The sequence below is a fragment of the Fictibacillus gelatini DSM 15865 genome (assembly GCF_000430745.1).
Lineage (GTDB): Bacteria > Bacillota > Bacilli > Bacillales > Fictibacillaceae > Fictibacillus_A > Fictibacillus_A gelatini.
In genome coordinates this window covers 123,531-141,165 of record NZ_AUMP01000004.1, presented here as the reverse complement: position 1 = coordinate 141,165, position 17,635 = coordinate 123,531, and the positions used below count along the sequence as shown (strand labels likewise).

14 protein-coding genes, 1 pseudogene and 1 riboswitch are annotated in these 17,635 nt (G+C 41.2%); of the genes and pseudogenes, 9 read left to right on the top strand and 6 right to left on the bottom strand.

Translation table 11 applies throughout. The features are described from left to right. Positions 1 to 67: 67 nt before the first annotated feature. Both H538_RS0108075 and H538_RS0108070 read left to right on the top strand, forming a co-directional pair. Positions 68 to 343, top strand: a complete 276-nt coding sequence (locus tag H538_RS0108075) for an autorepressor SdpR family transcription factor (protein ID WP_026677188.1) — start codon at positions 68 to 70, stop codon at positions 341 to 343. Positions 344 to 345: 2 nt separating this feature from the next. Next, on the top strand, positions 346 to 996 hold the full coding sequence (locus tag H538_RS0108070) for an SdpI family protein (RefSeq protein ID WP_026677187.1): 651 nt from the start codon (positions 346 to 348) through the stop codon (positions 994 to 996). Between the two features lie 65 nt (positions 997 to 1,061). Here H538_RS0108070 and H538_RS0108065 read toward each other — a convergent pair whose 3' ends face one another. Both H538_RS0108065 and H538_RS0108060 read right to left on the bottom strand, forming a co-directional pair. Next, the gene (locus H538_RS0108065) at positions 1,062 to 1,988 is read right to left on the bottom strand and encodes a manganese-dependent inorganic pyrophosphatase (protein WP_026677186.1); all 927 of its coding nucleotides are present in this window, start codon (positions 1,986 to 1,988) and stop codon (positions 1,062 to 1,064) included. A gap of 125 nt (positions 1,989 to 2,113) precedes the next feature. Then, a complete protein-coding gene (locus H538_RS0108060; RefSeq protein WP_051291389.1) occupies positions 2,114 to 3,541 on the bottom strand; it encodes a sigma-54 interaction domain-containing protein in 1,428 nt (475 codons plus the stop codon). A 220-nt stretch (positions 3,542 to 3,761) separates the two neighbouring features. Here H538_RS0108060 and H538_RS0108055 point away from each other — a divergent pair, with 220 nt between their 5' ends. Further along, positions 3,762 to 4,970 (top strand): ornithine--oxo-acid transaminase, encoded by a 1,209-nt coding sequence (locus tag H538_RS0108055; protein ID WP_407636381.1) that lies wholly within the window; start codon positions 3,762 to 3,764, stop codon positions 4,968 to 4,970. Positions 4,971 to 5,012: 42 nt separating this feature from the next. Here the strand turns inward: H538_RS0108055 and H538_RS0108050 are convergent, their stop codons facing one another. Continuing rightward, on the bottom strand, positions 5,013 to 5,369 hold the full coding sequence (locus H538_RS0108050; protein ID WP_026677183.1) for a DMT family transporter: 357 nt from the start codon (positions 5,367 to 5,369) through the stop codon (positions 5,013 to 5,015). Positions 5,370 to 5,512: 143 nt separating this feature from the next. Here H538_RS0108050 and dsdA point away from each other — a divergent pair, with 143 nt between their 5' ends. Then, a complete protein-coding gene (dsdA, locus tag H538_RS0108045) occupies positions 5,513 to 6,859 on the top strand; it encodes a D-serine ammonia-lyase (protein WP_026677182.1) in 1,347 nt (448 codons plus the stop codon). 350 nt (positions 6,860 to 7,209) lie between these two features. Here the strand turns inward: dsdA and H538_RS0108035 are convergent, their stop codons facing one another. Next, positions 7,210 to 9,207: a YhgE/Pip family protein gene (locus H538_RS0108035; protein WP_026677181.1), complete on the bottom strand. Its 1,998-nt coding sequence runs from the start codon at positions 9,205 to 9,207 to the stop codon at positions 7,210 to 7,212. Between the two features lie 123 nt (positions 9,208 to 9,330). Further along, positions 9,331 to 9,532, top strand: a riboswitch (FMN riboswitch). A gap of 121 nt (positions 9,533 to 9,653) precedes the next feature. Here H538_RS0108035 and ribD point away from each other — a divergent pair. The 4 genes and pseudogenes from ribD to ribH all read left to right on the top strand — a co-directional run bounded on the left by ribD (position 9,654) and on the right by ribH (position 13,121). Beyond that, positions 9,654 to 10,762 (top strand): annotated as a pseudogene (gene ribD / locus H538_RS0108030) (bifunctional diaminohydroxyphosphoribosylaminopyrimidine deaminase/5-amino-6-(5-phosphoribosylamino)uracil reductase RibD). Further along, positions 10,747 to 11,397: a riboflavin synthase gene (gene ribE / locus H538_RS0108025; RefSeq protein WP_026677179.1), complete on the top strand. Its 651-nt coding sequence runs from the start codon at positions 10,747 to 10,749 to the stop codon at positions 11,395 to 11,397. Before ribD ends, ribE begins: the two are co-directional and overlap by 16 nt. A gap of 36 nt (positions 11,398 to 11,433) precedes the next feature. Next, positions 11,434 to 12,627: a bifunctional 3,4-dihydroxy-2-butanone-4-phosphate synthase/GTP cyclohydrolase II gene (locus H538_RS0108020; protein ID WP_026677178.1), complete on the top strand. Its 1,194-nt coding sequence runs from the start codon at positions 11,434 to 11,436 to the stop codon at positions 12,625 to 12,627. A gap of 26 nt (positions 12,628 to 12,653) precedes the next feature. Then, positions 12,654 to 13,121 (top strand): 6,7-dimethyl-8-ribityllumazine synthase, encoded by a 468-nt coding sequence (gene ribH / locus H538_RS0108015; RefSeq protein ID WP_026677177.1) that lies wholly within the window; start codon positions 12,654 to 12,656, stop codon positions 13,119 to 13,121. Positions 13,122 to 13,280: 159 nt separating this feature from the next. On the opposite strand, the gene H538_RS0108010 is transcribed toward ribH, so the two are convergent. Then, positions 13,281 to 14,900, bottom strand: a complete 1,620-nt coding sequence (locus H538_RS0108010) for an MFS transporter (protein WP_026677176.1) — start codon at positions 14,898 to 14,900, stop codon at positions 13,281 to 13,283. A 137-nt stretch (positions 14,901 to 15,037) separates the two neighbouring features. Continuing rightward, positions 15,038 to 15,466 (bottom strand): MarR family winged helix-turn-helix transcriptional regulator, encoded by a 429-nt coding sequence (locus tag H538_RS0108005; protein ID WP_026677175.1) that lies wholly within the window; start codon positions 15,464 to 15,466, stop codon positions 15,038 to 15,040. 412 nt (positions 15,467 to 15,878) lie between these two features. Between H538_RS0108005 and H538_RS0108000 the strand changes: the two genes are divergently transcribed. Continuing rightward, a complete protein-coding gene (locus H538_RS0108000; protein ID WP_026677174.1) occupies positions 15,879 to 17,633 on the top strand; it encodes an ABC transporter ATP-binding protein in 1,755 nt (584 codons plus the stop codon). Positions 17,634 to 17,635: the final 2 nt, after the last annotated feature.

Genomic DNA, 17,635 nt, shown 5'->3' with positions numbered 1-17,635 from the left:
TATTGTTTTTAATTTAGTATTTAAGTAAATAACTAAATACTAAATTACCCATATGGGGGAAGTTAAATTGAATGAAACATTTAAAGCATTATCTGATCCGACAAGACGAAAAATTTTAGATTTATTAAAAGAACGAGACTTAACAGCAGGGGAAATCTCAGAACACTTTAACATGACGAAACCCAGTATTTCGCAGCACTTGAAGATTTTAAAAAATGCTGAACTTGTCCATGACGTAAAAAAGGGGCAATTCGTCATCTATTCACTCAACACGACTATTTTCCAAGAGTTGATTAGTTGGGCAATACATTTCACACAAAAAACGAATGGAAAGGAAGAATAGAAATGAAAAAACACATCTTTCCGCTTGTTCTGATTGGAGTAACGATCCTCATTTGGCAGTTAGCACTTCCGCATCTTCCAGAAAAAGTGCCGGTTCATTGGGCGATCAAAGGGGAGGCCAATGGATATGAAACAAAAATAGGGGCTATGCTGTCTATGGTCGCCATTCAAATCGTTTTGTACTTGGGGCTCACTTACCTGCCGAAAATGGATCCGAAAAAGGAAAACTATAAATATTTTTTAAGAGGATATCATTTTATCATCTATTCTTTATTCTTCATCTTTTTTATTTTGAACGTCTTGATTATATTGACTGGATTAGGATACAACATTCCAATGTCAAGTCTCGGAACCTATATTGTTGGCTTCATATTTATCATTATAGGTAATTTTATGCCTACGGTAAGAACAAATTTTTTTATGGGCATACGAACACCGTGGACATTAAGTAATGAAGTCGTCTGGAAAAAGACGCATCGCTTTGGCGGAAAAATCTTTTTTCTGATGGGTATCATCTTTATCGCTGCCGGATTTTTACCAGCTAATTGGATTAATGGAATTATTCCAATTATCGTGATTATTGGAGCAGGATCAACTATTTTATATTCGTACTGGATTTTTAAAAGGGAAATAAACGATCAAAAGCATTTATAAAATGAGAGAGTATGCCAATGTAAAAAGCCAGAGGTCTTTTGATGGTACCTCTGGCCTATAGGTTTTTAGGAAATCGCATCTGTTAATACAGGAACAATTTGCTTCTTGCGTGAAACAACGCCTTTTAATAGAGCGGAATTATCTTCTAATTGAACATTGAACGCTTTCTCAACCGCATCCTGGGCACTACCGAGAGCAATAGCTGTGGAGTCGCTGTTTAAAATGTCTGTGACAACGAATAAAAATAGATCAAGGTTTTTCTTTTCAATGACATCGGAAAGGGCTTTTTCCACTTCAGCCTTGCGTGAAAGAACATCGTTCAAATCAACGGCGTTTACTTGAGCGATTTCAACTTTATGCTCGCCCATTTGAAACTCTTTTGCATCAAGTGAGATCAGCTCATTAACGGATTTGTCAGCCAGATTCGCTCCGGCTTTTAACATCTCTAAACCATAGCTTTCGATTTCCACTCCGGCAATCGCCGCTAATTCACGTGCTGCAGCAACATCTTGCTCCGTACAAGTTGGCGATTTGAAAAGGAGAGAATCCGAAATAATCGCGGATAACATTAAGCCGGCAATATTTTTTTCGATTGCGACACCATGTTCTTTATATAATTTATTTAAAATTGTTGCCGTACATCCGACAGGTTCAGCACGGTAATATAGAGGATCGCTTGTTTCAAAGTTTGCGATTCGGTGGTGGTCGATGACTTCGAGAACACGGACTTGGTCGATATCATCCGCACTTTGTTGGCGCTCGTTATGATCCACTAAAATAACTTCTTTCGCTTCATTAGAAACGGATTCTACTAAACGTGGCGCTTCCGCTTGGAAATAGTCTAAAGCGTATTGCGTTTCGCCGTTTACCGCGCCTAAACGTACAGGTTCGGCTTCCATCCCTAATTTGTTTTTTAGATCTGCATAAGCGATAGCAGAACAAATCGTATCTGTATCCGGATTTTTATGTCCAAAAATAAGTACTTTGCTCATTCTTTTCTCTTATCCTTTCTATTCAATAATAATCAACATTCTTCATTCTTATTTTAAATGACAAGGCGATAGATAGCAAAGCATAATAAAAGTGATCTGGTTGAAAATAAGACTTTTTTGCCCTGTTATTGCTTCGTTTCTGAGATTTGAAATTTCCGTAGGCGGTATTGCAAACTTTGCCGGCTAATCCCAAGCGCTTTCGCTGTCCGCGAAATGTTGTAATGATGAACTTTCAAGGCTTGTTGAATATAGTATTTTTCAACTTCCTCCATTTTCTCTTTTAATTGTTTAATCGATTGTTCCTCATCTTCATGAACGATATCGGACAAGGAGGAATGGAGGGGTGCTTCCCCTTTGTGAAGCCACCTGTGACGGAGGTGGACAGGGAGATGGGCGTACTGAATATATTCTTCATTCACTACCAGGTTCATTGCACCTTCGATAATATGCTGGAGTTCCCGTACATTCCCGGGCCAATTGTACTCAAGAAAAGCGTCGTATACTTCACTGTCCAGTCCCTTTACATCCATTTGAAACAGGTGATTGTACTTATCAATGAAGTGTTGGATAAGAACAGGTATATCTTCTTTTCTTTCACGCAATGGCGGAATGAACAGCGACACAACACTGAGCCGATAATAAAGATCTTTCCGCAATCGGTCATTTGCGATCGCATCGACCGGATCTTCGTTCATCGTTGCAATAATCCGGACATCAATTGCACGGTCGACGGTATCACCGACACGGCGAATCGTTTTTTCTTGGAGAGCCCGGAGCAATTTCGCCTGTAAATAAGGGCTAAGTGAATTGATCTCATCCAATAGTAGTGTGCCGCCTTCCGCCTGCTCAAATAGGCCGGGACGATCGGTGCTACCTGTGAATGCCCCTTTTTTCGTGCCGAACAATAAGCTCTCGATTAATGTTTCCGGCAAAGCGGCGCAGTTTTGCGAAATAAAAGGTTTTAACGCGCGGTCGCTGCCGTTGTGAATACTCTGGGCAAATAATTCTTTCCCTGTTCCTGTTTCACCAATGATAAGGACCGAAGAAAAGGTTCGTGTCGCCCGTCTAGCCCGTTCAATCACTTCAGAAAACGTTTCGCTTTTTCCAATGATATTATCAAACGTAAAACGGGTTCCGTCTTTATGAAGCGCTTTGTCGTGAATAAGGCGGGCAAGCTTTGTGATATCTTTCGCGATTTCCATTGCCCCGATGACTTGTCCGTTAGTAATGATCGGGAACGTATTGTTCACCGTTGTAATTTCCTGTCCTTTATTATTAAAATAGGATTGTTTTTCGTTCCGTTTGCTTTCACCTGTTTGCAATGCTTTTACGAGCGTACTGTATTGGTTTTCCTGAAACATGAAAACATCAAGCACATTTTTGCCGAGGACATCCTCACGTTCCATATCCTCGATTTCCGTCATTTTTTTATTGTAAATGATCGTTTTTCCATAGGCGTCGATCACGTGAACTCCGGCGTCAATTTCTTCAATGATTTTTTCATAAATCAAATTTAGCTTGCGTAAAGCATCTAATTCTTCCTGGTTACTCATTTCGTTAGTCCTTTCTAAAAGCGACTTTAAAAAAATTTTACGTCATATTAAACAATAGTGCAAACAAAATTTGCGTTAGTTTGTGCAAAATTAGAAAACAATATGCCAAAAATATTTGCACAGAAAATTAATAATCTGTTGAAATCACGCATCGTTAATAGTTGGCATGGAACTTGCATTATATCTTTAGTGGAATGAAAATTTTTGACGGGAGGAATTTATGATGTCAACGATAGAGAAACAACATACCCAATCGATTATCGAACAAACAGAAAAATATGGTGCAAAAAACTATCATCCACTTCCAATAGTTATTTCAAAAGCAGAAGGAGTCTGGGTAGAAGACCCTGAAGGCAATAAATATATGGATATGCTGAGCGCTTATTCAGCTGTGAACCAGGGGCATAGACATCCAAAAATTATTCAAGCATTAAAAGACCAGGCGGATAAAGTAACCTTAACGTCTCGTGCGTTCCACAGCGATAACTTAGGTGATTTTTATGAAAAAGTATCAAAATTAACGAAGAAAGATATGATTCTTCCAATGAACACGGGGGCTGAAGCGGTTGAAACAGCGCTTAAAGCCGCTCGCCGTTGGGGTTATGATGTCAAAGGTATCCAAGAGAATCAAGCTGAAATTATTGCATGTGAAGGGAACTTTCACGGACGTACATTAGGAGCTGTATCACTATCATCTGATCCGGAATACAAACGTGGTTTTGGTCCTTTAGTTCCTGGCATTAAACTTGTGCCATATGGTGATCTTGAAGCACTGAAAAACGCTATTACTCCGAATACGGCAGCTTTCTTAATCGAGCCGATTCAAGGTGAAGCTGGAATTAATATTCCGCCTGCAGGCTTCTTGAAGGATGCCTTTGAAGTATGTAAAGAAAATAACGTATTGTTTATCGCAGACGAAATTCAAGCAGGACTCGGGCGTTCTGGAAAAACATTTGCCTGCGATTGGGATAACGTTCATCCGGATATGTACATTTTAGGAAAAGCACTTGGCGGTGGCGTATTCCCGATTTCTTGTGTAGCGGCAAATAAAGAAGTGTTAGGCGTATTTAACCCTGGTTCACACGGTTCTACTTTCGGAGGCAATCCGCTTGCTTGTGCGGTTTCCGTTGCGGCTTTGGAAGTATTAGAAGAAGAAAAATTAGCTGAACGTTCATTGGAGTTAGGCGAGTATTTCAAGGAGAAATTAAAAGAATTGACTCACCCGGCAATTAAAGAAGTTCGTGGAAAAGGCTTATTTATCGGTGTTGAATTAAATGAAGACGCCCGTCCTTACTGTGAGCAATTAAAAGAAAAAGGCCTATTATGTAAAGAAACACATGATACAGTCATTCGTTTCGCTCCACCGCTCATCATTTCAAAAGAAGAGCTTGATTGGGCCATTGAAAAAATTCAAAGCGTTTTGTCATAAATGGTTTAGGCGGAAGTCCTGATACGGGCTTCCGCTTGATTTTTATTTGCTTTTCTCCACTTTTGTTCCGCTAGCCCCGTGGGCATTTCCGCTTATGTTTAAGGTGACCACTCCAATAAGAATAGGAAGAATCGCGAAGATTTTAACGAAACTGATGCTTTCTTGAAAGTACAAAAACCCGAATGCCGTAATGAGAACGATGCCCATTCCCGACCAGATGGCATAAGCGACGGATATTTCAATCGTTTTCAATGCGAGTGTTAACACACTTAAGCTTGAAAGATAAAAAATGATCATGGAAGCACTCGGTATGGGCTTCGTTAATCCGTTTGAGAGTTTCATACTAATCGTTCCCGCCACTTCAAAAAGAATGGCTAAACATAGATAGATCCAATGCATTCTTATCTCCTCCCTAAATTTGAAAAGCCCTATACAACCATATGACGTTAATCGAACAAAGTAAATACTTATGCTGAAAAAATTGGCAAATATGACATGTAAATTGGCATAATGAAATAAAAGGTGAAAAGGAGGAGAGGTAAATGGAGACACATATTGTCCATGGGAAAACATTGAATGAATGGAAAAATGATCATCCGGAACTAAATCATATCATGTCAACAAAGGAGGTTTTCTGGCTAAATCCGAAGTATGGCTATCCTGATGGAGGGCCCGCCGTTAATGAAGGGGAAATGAAAGAAGCGGAGGAACGGTTAAAACGGTTCGCTCCATACATAGCAGAGGCTTTTCCGGAAACGAGAGAAACGGATGGGATCATTGAGTCTCCTCTTCAGCCAATCCCTAAAATGAAACGGCAAATCGAGCAAATGTATGAGGTCAAAATAGAAGGGGATTTATGGTTGAAATGTGACAGCCATCTGCCGATATCCGGTTCGATTAAAGCGAGGGGCGGTATTTATGAGGTTTTAAAACATGCGGAACAGTTAGCGATTGAACACGGTCTTCTAAGGGCGGATGATAATTACTCGGCCATAGCGACCGATCGATTCCGGCGCTTCTTTTCCAATTATTCGATCGCCGTTGGATCAACAGGTAACTTGGGGTTAAGCATCGGAATCATTAGTGCCAAATTAGGCTTTCATGTGACCGTCCATATGTCGGCTGATGCGAAACAGTGGAAAAAAGATTTATTGCGAAGTAAAGGCGTAAGGGTAGTGGAATATGAAGAGGATTACAGCAAGGCGGTCGCGGAAGGAAGAAAGCAGGCGGAAAAAGATCCGAACTGTTACTTTATCGATGATGAAAACTCAAAAGACCTTTTCCTCGGTTATTCCGTGGCGGCGCCCCGACTAAAACGGCAGCTTAACGAATTAAAAGTGACGGTAGATAAAGATCATCCATTGTTTGTCTATCTTCCTTGCGGAGTAGGGGGAGGACCCGGCGGAATTGCTTACGGTTTAAAACAAATGTATGGCGGGCATGTTCACTGTTTTTTTGCTGAGCCAACCCACTCTCCTTGTATGCTGCTCGGGCTAATGACAGGGCTTTATGACCATGTTTCTGTGCAAGATTTCGGGATAGATAACCGAACAGATGCGGATGGTCTTGCGGTAGGGAGACCATCAGGATTTGTTTGCCGGACTGTCCGACATTTATTGAGAGGCATTTATACAGTAAATGATAATCAATTGTATAAGTTGTTAAGCACATTAATCGATGCAGAACAAATTCCATTAGAGCCTTCCGCATTGGCAGGAGCCTACGGGCCGATTCAGCTATTTAAGAACAGCGAAGGGCAACGATATGTTGCAGAAAATGATTTGCAAACGAAAATGAGGAATGCAACCCATATCGTTTGGGCAACCGGCGGAAGCATGGTACCGCCAGAGGTTATGGAGGAGTACGCCAGAATAGGAAGAAGCCTATAAAATCAGGTGAAAATGAAAACAAAAATAGTGAGTATAAAAAAGCTGAAATTGAAGATGATATATAGTGAAGAGGGACACCACCTTCTTCACATGAGAAAAAAGGAATACTGGATATGCACTTTTAAGGAGATGGTTCTCTTGCGCTATCTAAAGATGTTAGCCTAAATGAACTACTTTGAAAGAGGTGTTTATCAAAGACAATATCCGAAATACCCCAGACATATTGTTTTTGTAACAGTATCTCCCTTTCTTCTCACTTAAGAAGGGTTCTATTTTCGAATAGAGCCCTTCTTTTTTTGCTTGGGCCAATCACTGCTTGGCTGCCTGGTTATAAAAGAAGGAAGCCGAAATTAAGCTTCCTTCTTTCGATATATTTTTTTAAAGCTATACGAAAAGAAAACAATAAGCAAGAAAAGAGAGACAATAAAATAAACAGATAAAATAGCAGCCTGTTGCCACATCGCAGAAAAGTCACTGGTGAACATGACATCCCGAAATCCGGCCACCGCATAGCTCATTGGCAAAAAGCGATGAAGCGGTTGAAGGGCTGGAGCAATCAACTCAACGGGATATGAACCGCCGCTAGTCGTTAATTGCAAAATGAGCACGATGAGTGCAATAAACCTTCCGGGATTTCCGAGAGCTGTTGCAAGAAACATAATCAAGCTTGAAAAAGAAATGCTCGCGATAAAGCTAAACAATAAAAATAATGGCGTGCTTGCCACCTTCATATGAAAAGCGAGCAATAAAAATGAAGCGGATATTAATGATTGGCCTAATAAAACGACAAACAAGACAGAATACTTGCCTAAAAACCATTGAAGCCCGGAGGCAGGGCGGGAAGCCGGATCTTTTAATGAATAAACGGTCGTTAACATTAAAGGGCCGACAAAAAGCCCGAGGGATAGAAAATAAGGGGTAAAGCCCGCACCGTAAGTAATCCCTTTCGTTAATTCCTGACGTTTAATTTTAACCGGTGCCGCAAACATGGCGTTGCGGGCATTATTAGCACCCTTTACTTTTCCGACTGCATTCGATAAATCCCCTAATCCTTTTGATAGGTTTTTTGAACCGTCCAACAGCTTCTTTTCTCCAGTAGCCAACAATGTGACCGATTGAATTAACGTTTGCCATCCTTTTGCTGCTTGTGACGTCCCTTCCGAAATTTTCTTCGCGCCTCTTTTTAAGGCAATACTTCCACTTGCTGCTTTTCTAAACTGATTTAAATAAGTATTGAATTGGGCAGATACAGTCGGCTGAACGGAAGAAAATAACGTTTCGTGTTTTGTTTTAAATGTTTGGAGCCTTGACGCCATGGTTGAAAGCTCGTTTTCGATAGATGTGAACTCGGCAGCAGTCATAGAATTGGCAAGATCTTGGCTAAGAGTAAGCAAGGCTTGGAAATTTGGGTCATTTGTAGCTTCCGGATGCATGGCAGCATATTGTTTTAAATCTGATTGCAGCCGAGCGGTTGTATATTTCATTTGATTCATTTGATTTCTTGATTGATTTACTATAGAGGTAACTCGATCCATTCGATTCGTAATCTCTGTAAGACCAGCCCGCAATTTTGGATAATTTTGATCGATAAATAGGGCTAAATTCCTTGCATCAGCTGATATTGTATCGAGTTTCCGTTCAAATTGAACCAGTCCATTACTCAGTTCAGACGTTTTTTGATAAAGCAAAGATGCACCCGAAGCTAATTCGTTGATTGAAGATTGCTGTCTTATTAACCCGCTTAACAGTTGATTGGACTTGGTATAGAGATTGTCCAATCCGCTACTAAGATGATTTGCCCCTTTGCTTGCCTTATCAATAGCGTTAGAAATGTTGCCAAATTGTTTAAATAAAACATCCGTATAATGTTTTGTAATATTTTCTGAAATGGTTTCTCTTAATTTTTCAGAAGCGGTGTCCGTTATTTTTGTTGAGACAAAGTTATAGCCCGTATTCGGGATATATTCAATCGTTGCTCGCTTTGGCTTGTTTTGGATGACACTGATGACATCCTTTGAAAAATCTTTCGGTATTTGAATCATCGCGTAATAGCGATTTTTTCTTAGACCATAAGTTCCATTTTGCTTAGAGACAAACTTCCATTTTACGTTTTTGTCTTTCCGTAATTCACCAACAATATCATCCCCCGCTGAAATCGTCTCTCCTTTATAGCGAATCGGCTGATCAAGATTGACTACTGCTACAGGGAGCTGTTTAATCTTTCCATAAGGGTCCCAAAAGGCCCAGACAAACAAACCGGAATAAAGAGTAGGGATAAGGATCACGGCAATGATTGAGAGCAAAAGCATTTTATTTCGAACAATGGCAAGCCATTCAGCGTGTATCATCGTTTCATCTCCTGACAAAAAACATCGTTATTAATATCACCTTGAAGGATAAAAATATGAATTCGTTTGTTTTATTGAAAAAATAAGGCTATAATGAAAACGTGGTGTATAACTAAATATTGTATTTTCCTTCGGGGTCGGGTGAAATTCCCAACCGGCGGTGATGAAGCAACGCTTCTTAGCCCGTGACCCATTCTAGAAGCTAGATGTGAGAAGTGAGACGTTAGATTTTTCCAGCTTCCAATCTCTAATCTCCAATCTCTAGAATGGTGGATTCGGTGAAATTCCGGAGCCGACAGTATAGTCTGGATGGGAGAAGGAACGAGAGAGCTTTTAACTTTTAAAAAATTGAAATGTTAAAGGTTTATTTTGTTATTGTTAAGTAACCCCGGGAGTAGTTGTTCTTCCGGGGTTGTTATTTTTATTTAGTGAAAGAAGGTGAGTAAATGAGAGATGAAACGTTTATGGAGCTAGCGCTCAAGCTGGCGGAAAGTGCGAAGGGACAAACAAGTCCGAATCCGTTGGTTGGGGCAATTGTTGTGAAAGATGGCCAGGTTGTCGGTATGGGGGCCCATTTAAAGGCGGGAGAACCTCATGCTGAAGTCCATGCTTTAACTATGGCAGGAGACAAGGCGAAAGGAGCAACAATCTATGTAACACTGGAACCGTGCAGTCATTTCGGGAAAACCCCTCCATGTGCCGATTTAGTCATTGAACGAGGAATAAAACGCGCAGTCATTGCAACGACCGACCCAAACCCGCTCGTTAGCGGCAAAGGCATTCAAAGACTGAAAGAAGCTGGCATCCAGGTTGACTTCGGTTTAATGAAGGACCGTGCGGACGAATTAAATGCAGTATTTTACCACTTTATAAAAACGAAAAAACCGTTTGTCACATTAAAAACAGCTACAAGCCTTGATGGAAAAACAGCCACGTCAACGGGGGAAAGCCAATGGATTACGTCAGAAGCGGCCCGGCTGGATGTCCATCGCTATAGGCATGAGCATGATGCGATATTAGTTGGCATTGGAACGGTTTTAAAAGACAATCCCTCTCTCACCACTCGACTCCCAAACGGCGGAAAAAACCCAATCCGCATTATTTTAGATACCCATTTACTTACCCCGATTGAAAGCAATATGATTTGCGACGGGAAGGCACCAACCTGGATTGTAACAGGAAATGAGGTCAAGCCCGAAGCGAAACACCCATACGAAGAAAAAGGCATTACAATTTTGTCAATGAATAAAAAAACGATCGACATTTCGGATGTATTGAAAATGCTTGGGAAGCGAGGAATCACTTCCATATTTGTTGAAGGAGGCGCAACGGTAAACGGAAGCTTTCTTCAGTCCGGCGAAGTGGATCAAGTGATCACATATGTCGCTCCTCTTTTAATTGGCGGGCAAAATGCGCCTACTTCTTTTTCAGGTGAAGGCTTTCGCGAATTAGAAAAAGCGCTCCATTTAAAAATTAAGTCGGTTGAACAAATCGGTCCTGATATTAAAATTATATCGGTTCCGGAAAGGGAGTAACGCCATGTTTACAGGAATAGTTGAAGAAATCGGGTCCATTCGTTCCATTCAAAAAGGACATGAAACCATCGTTCTTACAATTGAAGCAAAAGCCATTTTAACAGATGTCAGGCTTGGAGACAGCATTGCTGTAAATGGTGTTTGTTTAACCGTTACCTCTTTTACCGACAATCAATTTACAGTTGACGTTATGCCTGAAACGTATCGGCATACGGGTTTAAAAGAATTAACGAGCCGCTCAAAGGTAAATTTGGAACGGGCGATGGCAGCGGGCGGAAGGTTTGGCGGACATTTTGTAACCGGGCATGTTGATGGTGTCGGTGAGATTGTCTCGAAAAAGCCTGAACAAAATGCGATCTATTATCAAATTAAATTGCCGGAAGAGTTGGCAAAATATTGTATGATAAAAGGTTCCATCGCTATCGATGGGACAAGTTTAACGATTTTTGAAGTGAATGACGATACGGTTACGGTCTCGCTTATTCCCCATACCGTTTCACATACGATTCTTGGCGAAAAAGGAAAAGGAGATCGTGTCAATATAGAATGTGACATGCTTGGTAAATATGTCGAAAACTTTTTAACAGCAAGGCAATCGAAAAAAGAAACGAAAAGCCTTCTTACTGAAGCGTTTTTACAAGAACATGGGTTTTAAGGGTCGCACTACTCGATAAGATAGGAGGGATTGTTGATGTTTAACACAATTGAAGAAGCAATAGCCGATTTAAAAGCCGGAAAAATGGTCATTGTTGTCGATGATGAGGATCGGGAAAATGAAGGGGATTTCGTTGCGATTGCTGAAAAAGCGACACCTGAAGTCATCAATTTTATGGTGACCCATGGGCGGGGGCTTGTTTGTAGCCCGGTGTCAGCAGAAATCGCCGGGAAGCTTGATCTTACGCCAATGGTTGCGCAAAACACTGATACACTCGGAACGGCATTTACCATTAGTATTGATCATATCACGACAACAACCGGAATTTCCGCTCATGAACGGGCAAAGACGGTACAGGCAATTGTTGATGAACGTTCGAAAGGAAGCGATTTTAAACGGCCGGGACATATTTTTCCGCTTATTGCTAAAGACGGAGGAGTGCTTCGCAGGGCTGGCCATACTGAAGCGGCAGTTGATCTGGCACTTCTTGCAGGGGCGAAACCGGCAGGAGTCATTTGTGAAATTATGAAAGAGGACGGAACAATGGCCCGTGTCCCTGAACTGGAAAAATTAGCAAAAGAGCACGAATTAAAGCTGATTACCATTAAAGATTTAATCGAATATCGGCGCCATCGCGAAAAATTGGTAAAAAAAGAAGTGGAAATTACATTGCCAACAGAATTCGGAGAGTTTCGGGCGGTTGGCTTTTCAAATAGTCTTGATCAAAAAGAGCATGTCGCTCTTGTAAAGGGTGAAATCGATCCGGAAAAACCGATCCTCGTTCGAGTTCATTCAGAATGTCTGACAGGAGACGTATTTGGTTCGAATCGTTGCGATTGTGGGCCTCAGCTTCACGCTGCACTCTCGCAAATTGAAAAAGAAGGAAATGGGGTTCTTCTTTATATGCGCCAGGAAGGAAGGGGGATTGGCCTCCTCAATAAAATGAAGGCTTACAAGCTACAAGAGCAAGGCTATGACACGGTCGAAGCAAACGAACAGCTTGGCTTTGCGCCTGATTTAAGAGATTATGGCATCGGGGCGCAAATTTTAAAAGAGCTGGGCATTAAAAAAATGCGCTTACTAACAAACAACCCTCGAAAAATAACGGGTTTAAGCGGATATGATTTGGAAGTCGTTGAACGTGTTCCAATACAAATGCCAACGAAGAAAGAAAATGAGAATTACTTAAAAACGAAAAAAAGCAAACTTGGACATATGTTGCACATTTAATCGAGAGTATATTGGAGGGAAATGAGATGAAAAACGTATTTGAAGGAAATTTAGTTGGAACAGGGTTGAAAATTGGCATTGTCGTTGGACGGTTTAACGAGTTTATTACCGGAAAACTATTAAGCGGAGCAGAAGATGCATTGAAACGACATGGAGTAGCTGAAGAAGATGTTGATGTCGCCTGGGTACCGGGAGCTTTTGAAATTCCTCTTATTGCTAAGAAAATGGCGGAATCTAAGAAATATGATGCAGTCATCGCACTTGGCACTGTCATCCGCGGGTCTACTCCGCATTTTGATTATGTATGCAACGAAGCGGCCAAAGGCATAGCATCGATTTCGTTAAATACAGGCATTCCAGTCATGTTCGGCGTCCTTACGACAGAATCAATCGAACAAGCAATTGAACGAGCCGGAACAAAAGCCGGTAACAAAGGATGGGAAGCAGCTGCAGCCGCGATCGAAATGGCGAACTTAAGCCGTCAATTCCAATAAGACAAAAAAGAGTGATCGATTCATCGATCACTCTTTTTACGTCTATCTATCCGCCAAATCAGGCACTCTATCCGCCAAATCAGGCACTCTATCCGCCAAATCAGGCACTCTATCCGCCAAATCAGGCACTCTATCCGCCAAATCAGGCAGGCAATCTTTTTAGCTCATTTTCTTTTCTTCAATCGGAGCAGGTAAGCCAAGTGGTGTTTCTTTTTTCACAAGTTTCCGGTGTTCTCCTGCTGCCGTTTTAACGATAGAAGCTAGCAACATAATCATCCCCAATATAAGCAATATTGTAAAGATTTCATGATAAGCACCGAGAACAGCCGATTTTTTTGCGTTCGCGATAACGGTATAAAGCGCAAGACCTTTTGCCTCCGTCAACGTATGCCCGCTGTTCATGAAATGATGAACCAAGTTCGAGAGCTCCAGGTTCACTTCAGGGTCTGCCTTACTTACATGACCTCTAATTAGTTCGTAATGGATGGCATTTTCTCTGTAGATAAACCAGCCGAGAATGGATGCGCCGATTGCCCCGACATAGTTGCGAATCCCGTGAAGAGAAACGGAGCGGTGAGAGGCGTGATGAAGATCACCTGCAAGCGCCGTTCCGAGCGCCCCTGAGACAAGGGTCATACTAATTCCTATCCCTAAACCGGCCATTTGCACATTGAGCCACATTAAAGAAGCTTCCGGCTCAACATGTCTCCATTTCATGCTTACAAATATAATAAGCAGTGACCCGATCATACCAAGCACCCCGGGCCCGATGACATCGTATAAAAAAGTACAAAGAATCGCGGAAACAACAACTCCTAAAAAGAAACAGAAATAAAAGTATGAAAAATCATGGAAAGTAATGTTTTTAATGCTGCGTAAAAATCCGTTGATTCCGGCGAGCGTTACAACTAGAGAAACGTGGCCAGCGACAGCCATGATCGTACCCGAAAGCGTTTTTGGGCTTTTTAACGCGCGAAATGGGACTAACGGATTTTTCGCCTGCCAGTCGTTATAAATAAATAATACCATCACAATCGTAGCTGCCAGGAAGAACGGCCAGACGAATATAGAATCAAAGCCTTTGTTTTGTAAATTGACGACCGGAAAGGCAAGAACAACTGTGAGAAGAACTAATAAAAATACTCCCGTTTTGTCAATGGCGCTCTCCTGTTGTTTTTCGTCCGGCTTTTGTTTCGGCAATATAATAGATCCGACAATCAAACAAAGAACCGAAGCAAAAATATTAATCATGTACGGCCAGCGCCAATCGTCCGTGCTTAATGATAGCGTTCCAAAAAATGCACCTACGGCGGAAGCCCCGAATAAACCGGTAATGACGAAAAATAAAAATAAATGCCGCACCCGGTTTGGGAATGAAACTAATTTTACAGGAAGAATAGTTAAAAACAACATCCCTGCGGCCAATCCTTGAATCGTCCTGCCGAAAATAAGCGGCATTAATCCTGAAGATAAACAGTCAATAATCGTTCCACACATAAAAATAAAGACGAGCGGAAGATACGTTTTCCTAACGCCATATTTTCGCGACAGGGCTCTTCCAAGCGGAACACCAAGGGCGAATGCAAGATTAGAAAGACCCGAAGGAATCAACATATCATTCGTGCTTAACTGAAACCTATTTTGAATGATCATTTGATTAACCGTATACGTTAAATTTAAAAAGTATTGAGGCCCGATAGAAAAAATCGTTAAAATCGAAATGATAAAGTATTTAGGAATACTTTTTTTGCTTTGATTAGATAGCGTTTGAGCGCTCATTTGAAAACCTCCTTTATTGCATCTAACAACTTGTATAATACAAGTTGTTTGGCAACAAAGAACATTATACAACTTTTTGTAAATAAAGCAATAAAAAATGAGATTGCTGCCGATCAATTAATGGCAACAACCCTTGTTTATCTGCTCCATTTTTTAAAATCCTGATTTAAACGAATCAAATTAGCTTCCAAAATCTCTAATTCTTCATTTGACCAGTCTTGAAGGACTTCTTTATATACGGCGTAGCGCGCTTTTTGGACTTTACGCAAAATGGCCTGTCCTTCTGCAGTTATCTCAACAAGACTGATGCGCCCATTTTGTGGATCGGGGAATCGATGGATAAACTGTTTAGCTTCAAGGCTGGCGACTTGTCTGCTTGCAGTAGAAAGATTAAGCATTAATTTATCGGCAAGGACATTAATGGCTAAAGGGCTATGGTTGTCTAGTTCACTTAAAAGAAGGTATTCAGAACGATCCAATTCCCCAAGCCGGGGGCTATACGCAGTTGTAAGCCTTACTAACAATGCAATTTCGTGCTCAATGATATGGAGTGACTCCTCTTTCATTTGCACACCTCCATTTTAGATGTAATGTTGCCATAATGATTAATATACCGTATTCATGAACCTTAACCAAGTATATTAGAGGTTAATGTTAAAAAAAGAAAATTGACCTATTGACACAATTGTTAGAACAGTGGTAGTATTAACACTACTGATATACTACAAATTTATGGAAAGGATGGTAGTCATGGTATTATTAGCATATTTGTCCAATATGGATATGACCGTTCATTTTAAACTTCATACTGTGACTTGCCATTCGTCGGTTTAGAGGGATTTTTACGCCTTTTTTTACATAGTAACTTGCGCAGGTCACCTTTTCCCATTCGTGACCGCGCTTTTTTTGTGTTTTTTAAAAGCATGCCCGGCGAGTGGTATGCTTTTTTATTTTTTTCATACCGGGAGGAGAGGGAATATGTTTACTGTTTTAGTTAAGTTAGGCTGGTTTTTTAAACAACATTGGAAGCGATATACGATTGCCATTCTATTATTGCTTATCGTTAATGTCCTTGAAGTGATTCCGCCAAAGCTTATCGGGATTGCGATTGATGATATAAATCTAGGGCGTCTGACAGCAGAGAAGCTTATGCAAACGCTAGCTGTTTTTCTTACCGTTCTTATTAGCAATTATGTGCTTACGTATATTTGGTCTTATCAGTTGTTTGGCGGGGCATTTGTCGTCGAGCGAATCTTGCGTTCCAGGTTTATGCGCCACTTAATCAAAATGACACCAACGTTTTTTGAAAAAAATCGTACCGGGGACTTAATGGCAAGGGCTACGAATGATTTAAAAGCCGTATCGGTTACAGCAGGGTTTGGCATTTTGACACTCGTTGACTCAAGCATGTATATGTTAACGATTCTAGTGACCATGGGCTTTCTTATTAGCTGGAAACTGACGGCGGCCGCCATTCTGCCACTTCCAGTGATCGCTTTCGTTATCCAAAAGTATGGGAAAAAGGTGCATCAACGGTTTACAATTGCCCAGGATGCTTTTGGCCATTTAAATGACCAGGTGTTAGAAAGTATTTCCGGCGTTCGTGTCATCAGGGCATATGTACAGGAAGAAGCGGACGTAAAACGGTTCGATGCACTGACTGAAGATGTTTATGAAAAAAATATTGCGGTATCGAAAATCGATGCTCTATTTGAGCCGACCATTAAAATTCTTGTCGGGATCAGTTACATTATCGGTCTCGGTTATGGTGCCTATCTTGTCTTTCATAAAACGATTACGCTAGGAGAACTCGTATCATTTAACGTTTATCTTGGAATGCTGATTTGGCCAATGATTGCGGTTGGCGAACTGATCAATGTGATGCAAAGAGGAAACGCTTCCCTTGACCGCGTGAACGAGACACTTTCCTACGAGCCGGATGTAAAAAATGGCGAAGAGCTCATTTCGGTTGAAGTACCGGAAACGATTTGCTTTGATCACGTCCATTTCCGTTATCCATCATCAAAAACGGACAATTTAAGCGATGTGTCGGTTACGGTGAAACGCGGAGAAACACTTGGCATCGTCGGCCGGACGGGGAGCGGAAAAACAACCTTTATAAAACAACTTCTGAGGGAGTACCCGTTAGGCAAAGGTGAAATCACGATTTCAGGCGTATCGCTTGAATCCATTGCGATAGAAGATATTCAAGGTTGGATCGGCTACGTTCCACAAGATACCATTTTGTTTTCAAAAACGGTTCGCGAAAATATTTTATTTGGTAAAAGTGAAGGATCTATTGAGGCGTTCAATCACGTTCTTGAGATGGCTTCTTTTAGTAAAGATGTTCACACGCTTCCGGAAGGGCTGAATACGCTTGTCGGCGAAAAAGGAGTCGCGCTTTCCGGCGGGCAAAAGCAGCGTGTTTCGATCGCCCGTGCTTTGTTTATCGATCCTGAAATTTTACTTTTGGATGATGCTTTATCTGCTGTAGATGCGAAAACCGAAGCGGCCATTATTAACAATATCCGCACAGAGCGTGCAGGAAAAACAACATTCATCACCACTCACCGACTATCTGCGGTAGAACATGCTGATTGGATCATTGTCCTCGAAGAAGGTCGGATTATTGAAGAAGGAACCCATGAGCAATTGCTCAAAAAAGACGGCTGGTATAAAGAACAATATGACCGTCAGCAAATTGAAGGAAATTTAAACGAAACGGCGGTGTGAAA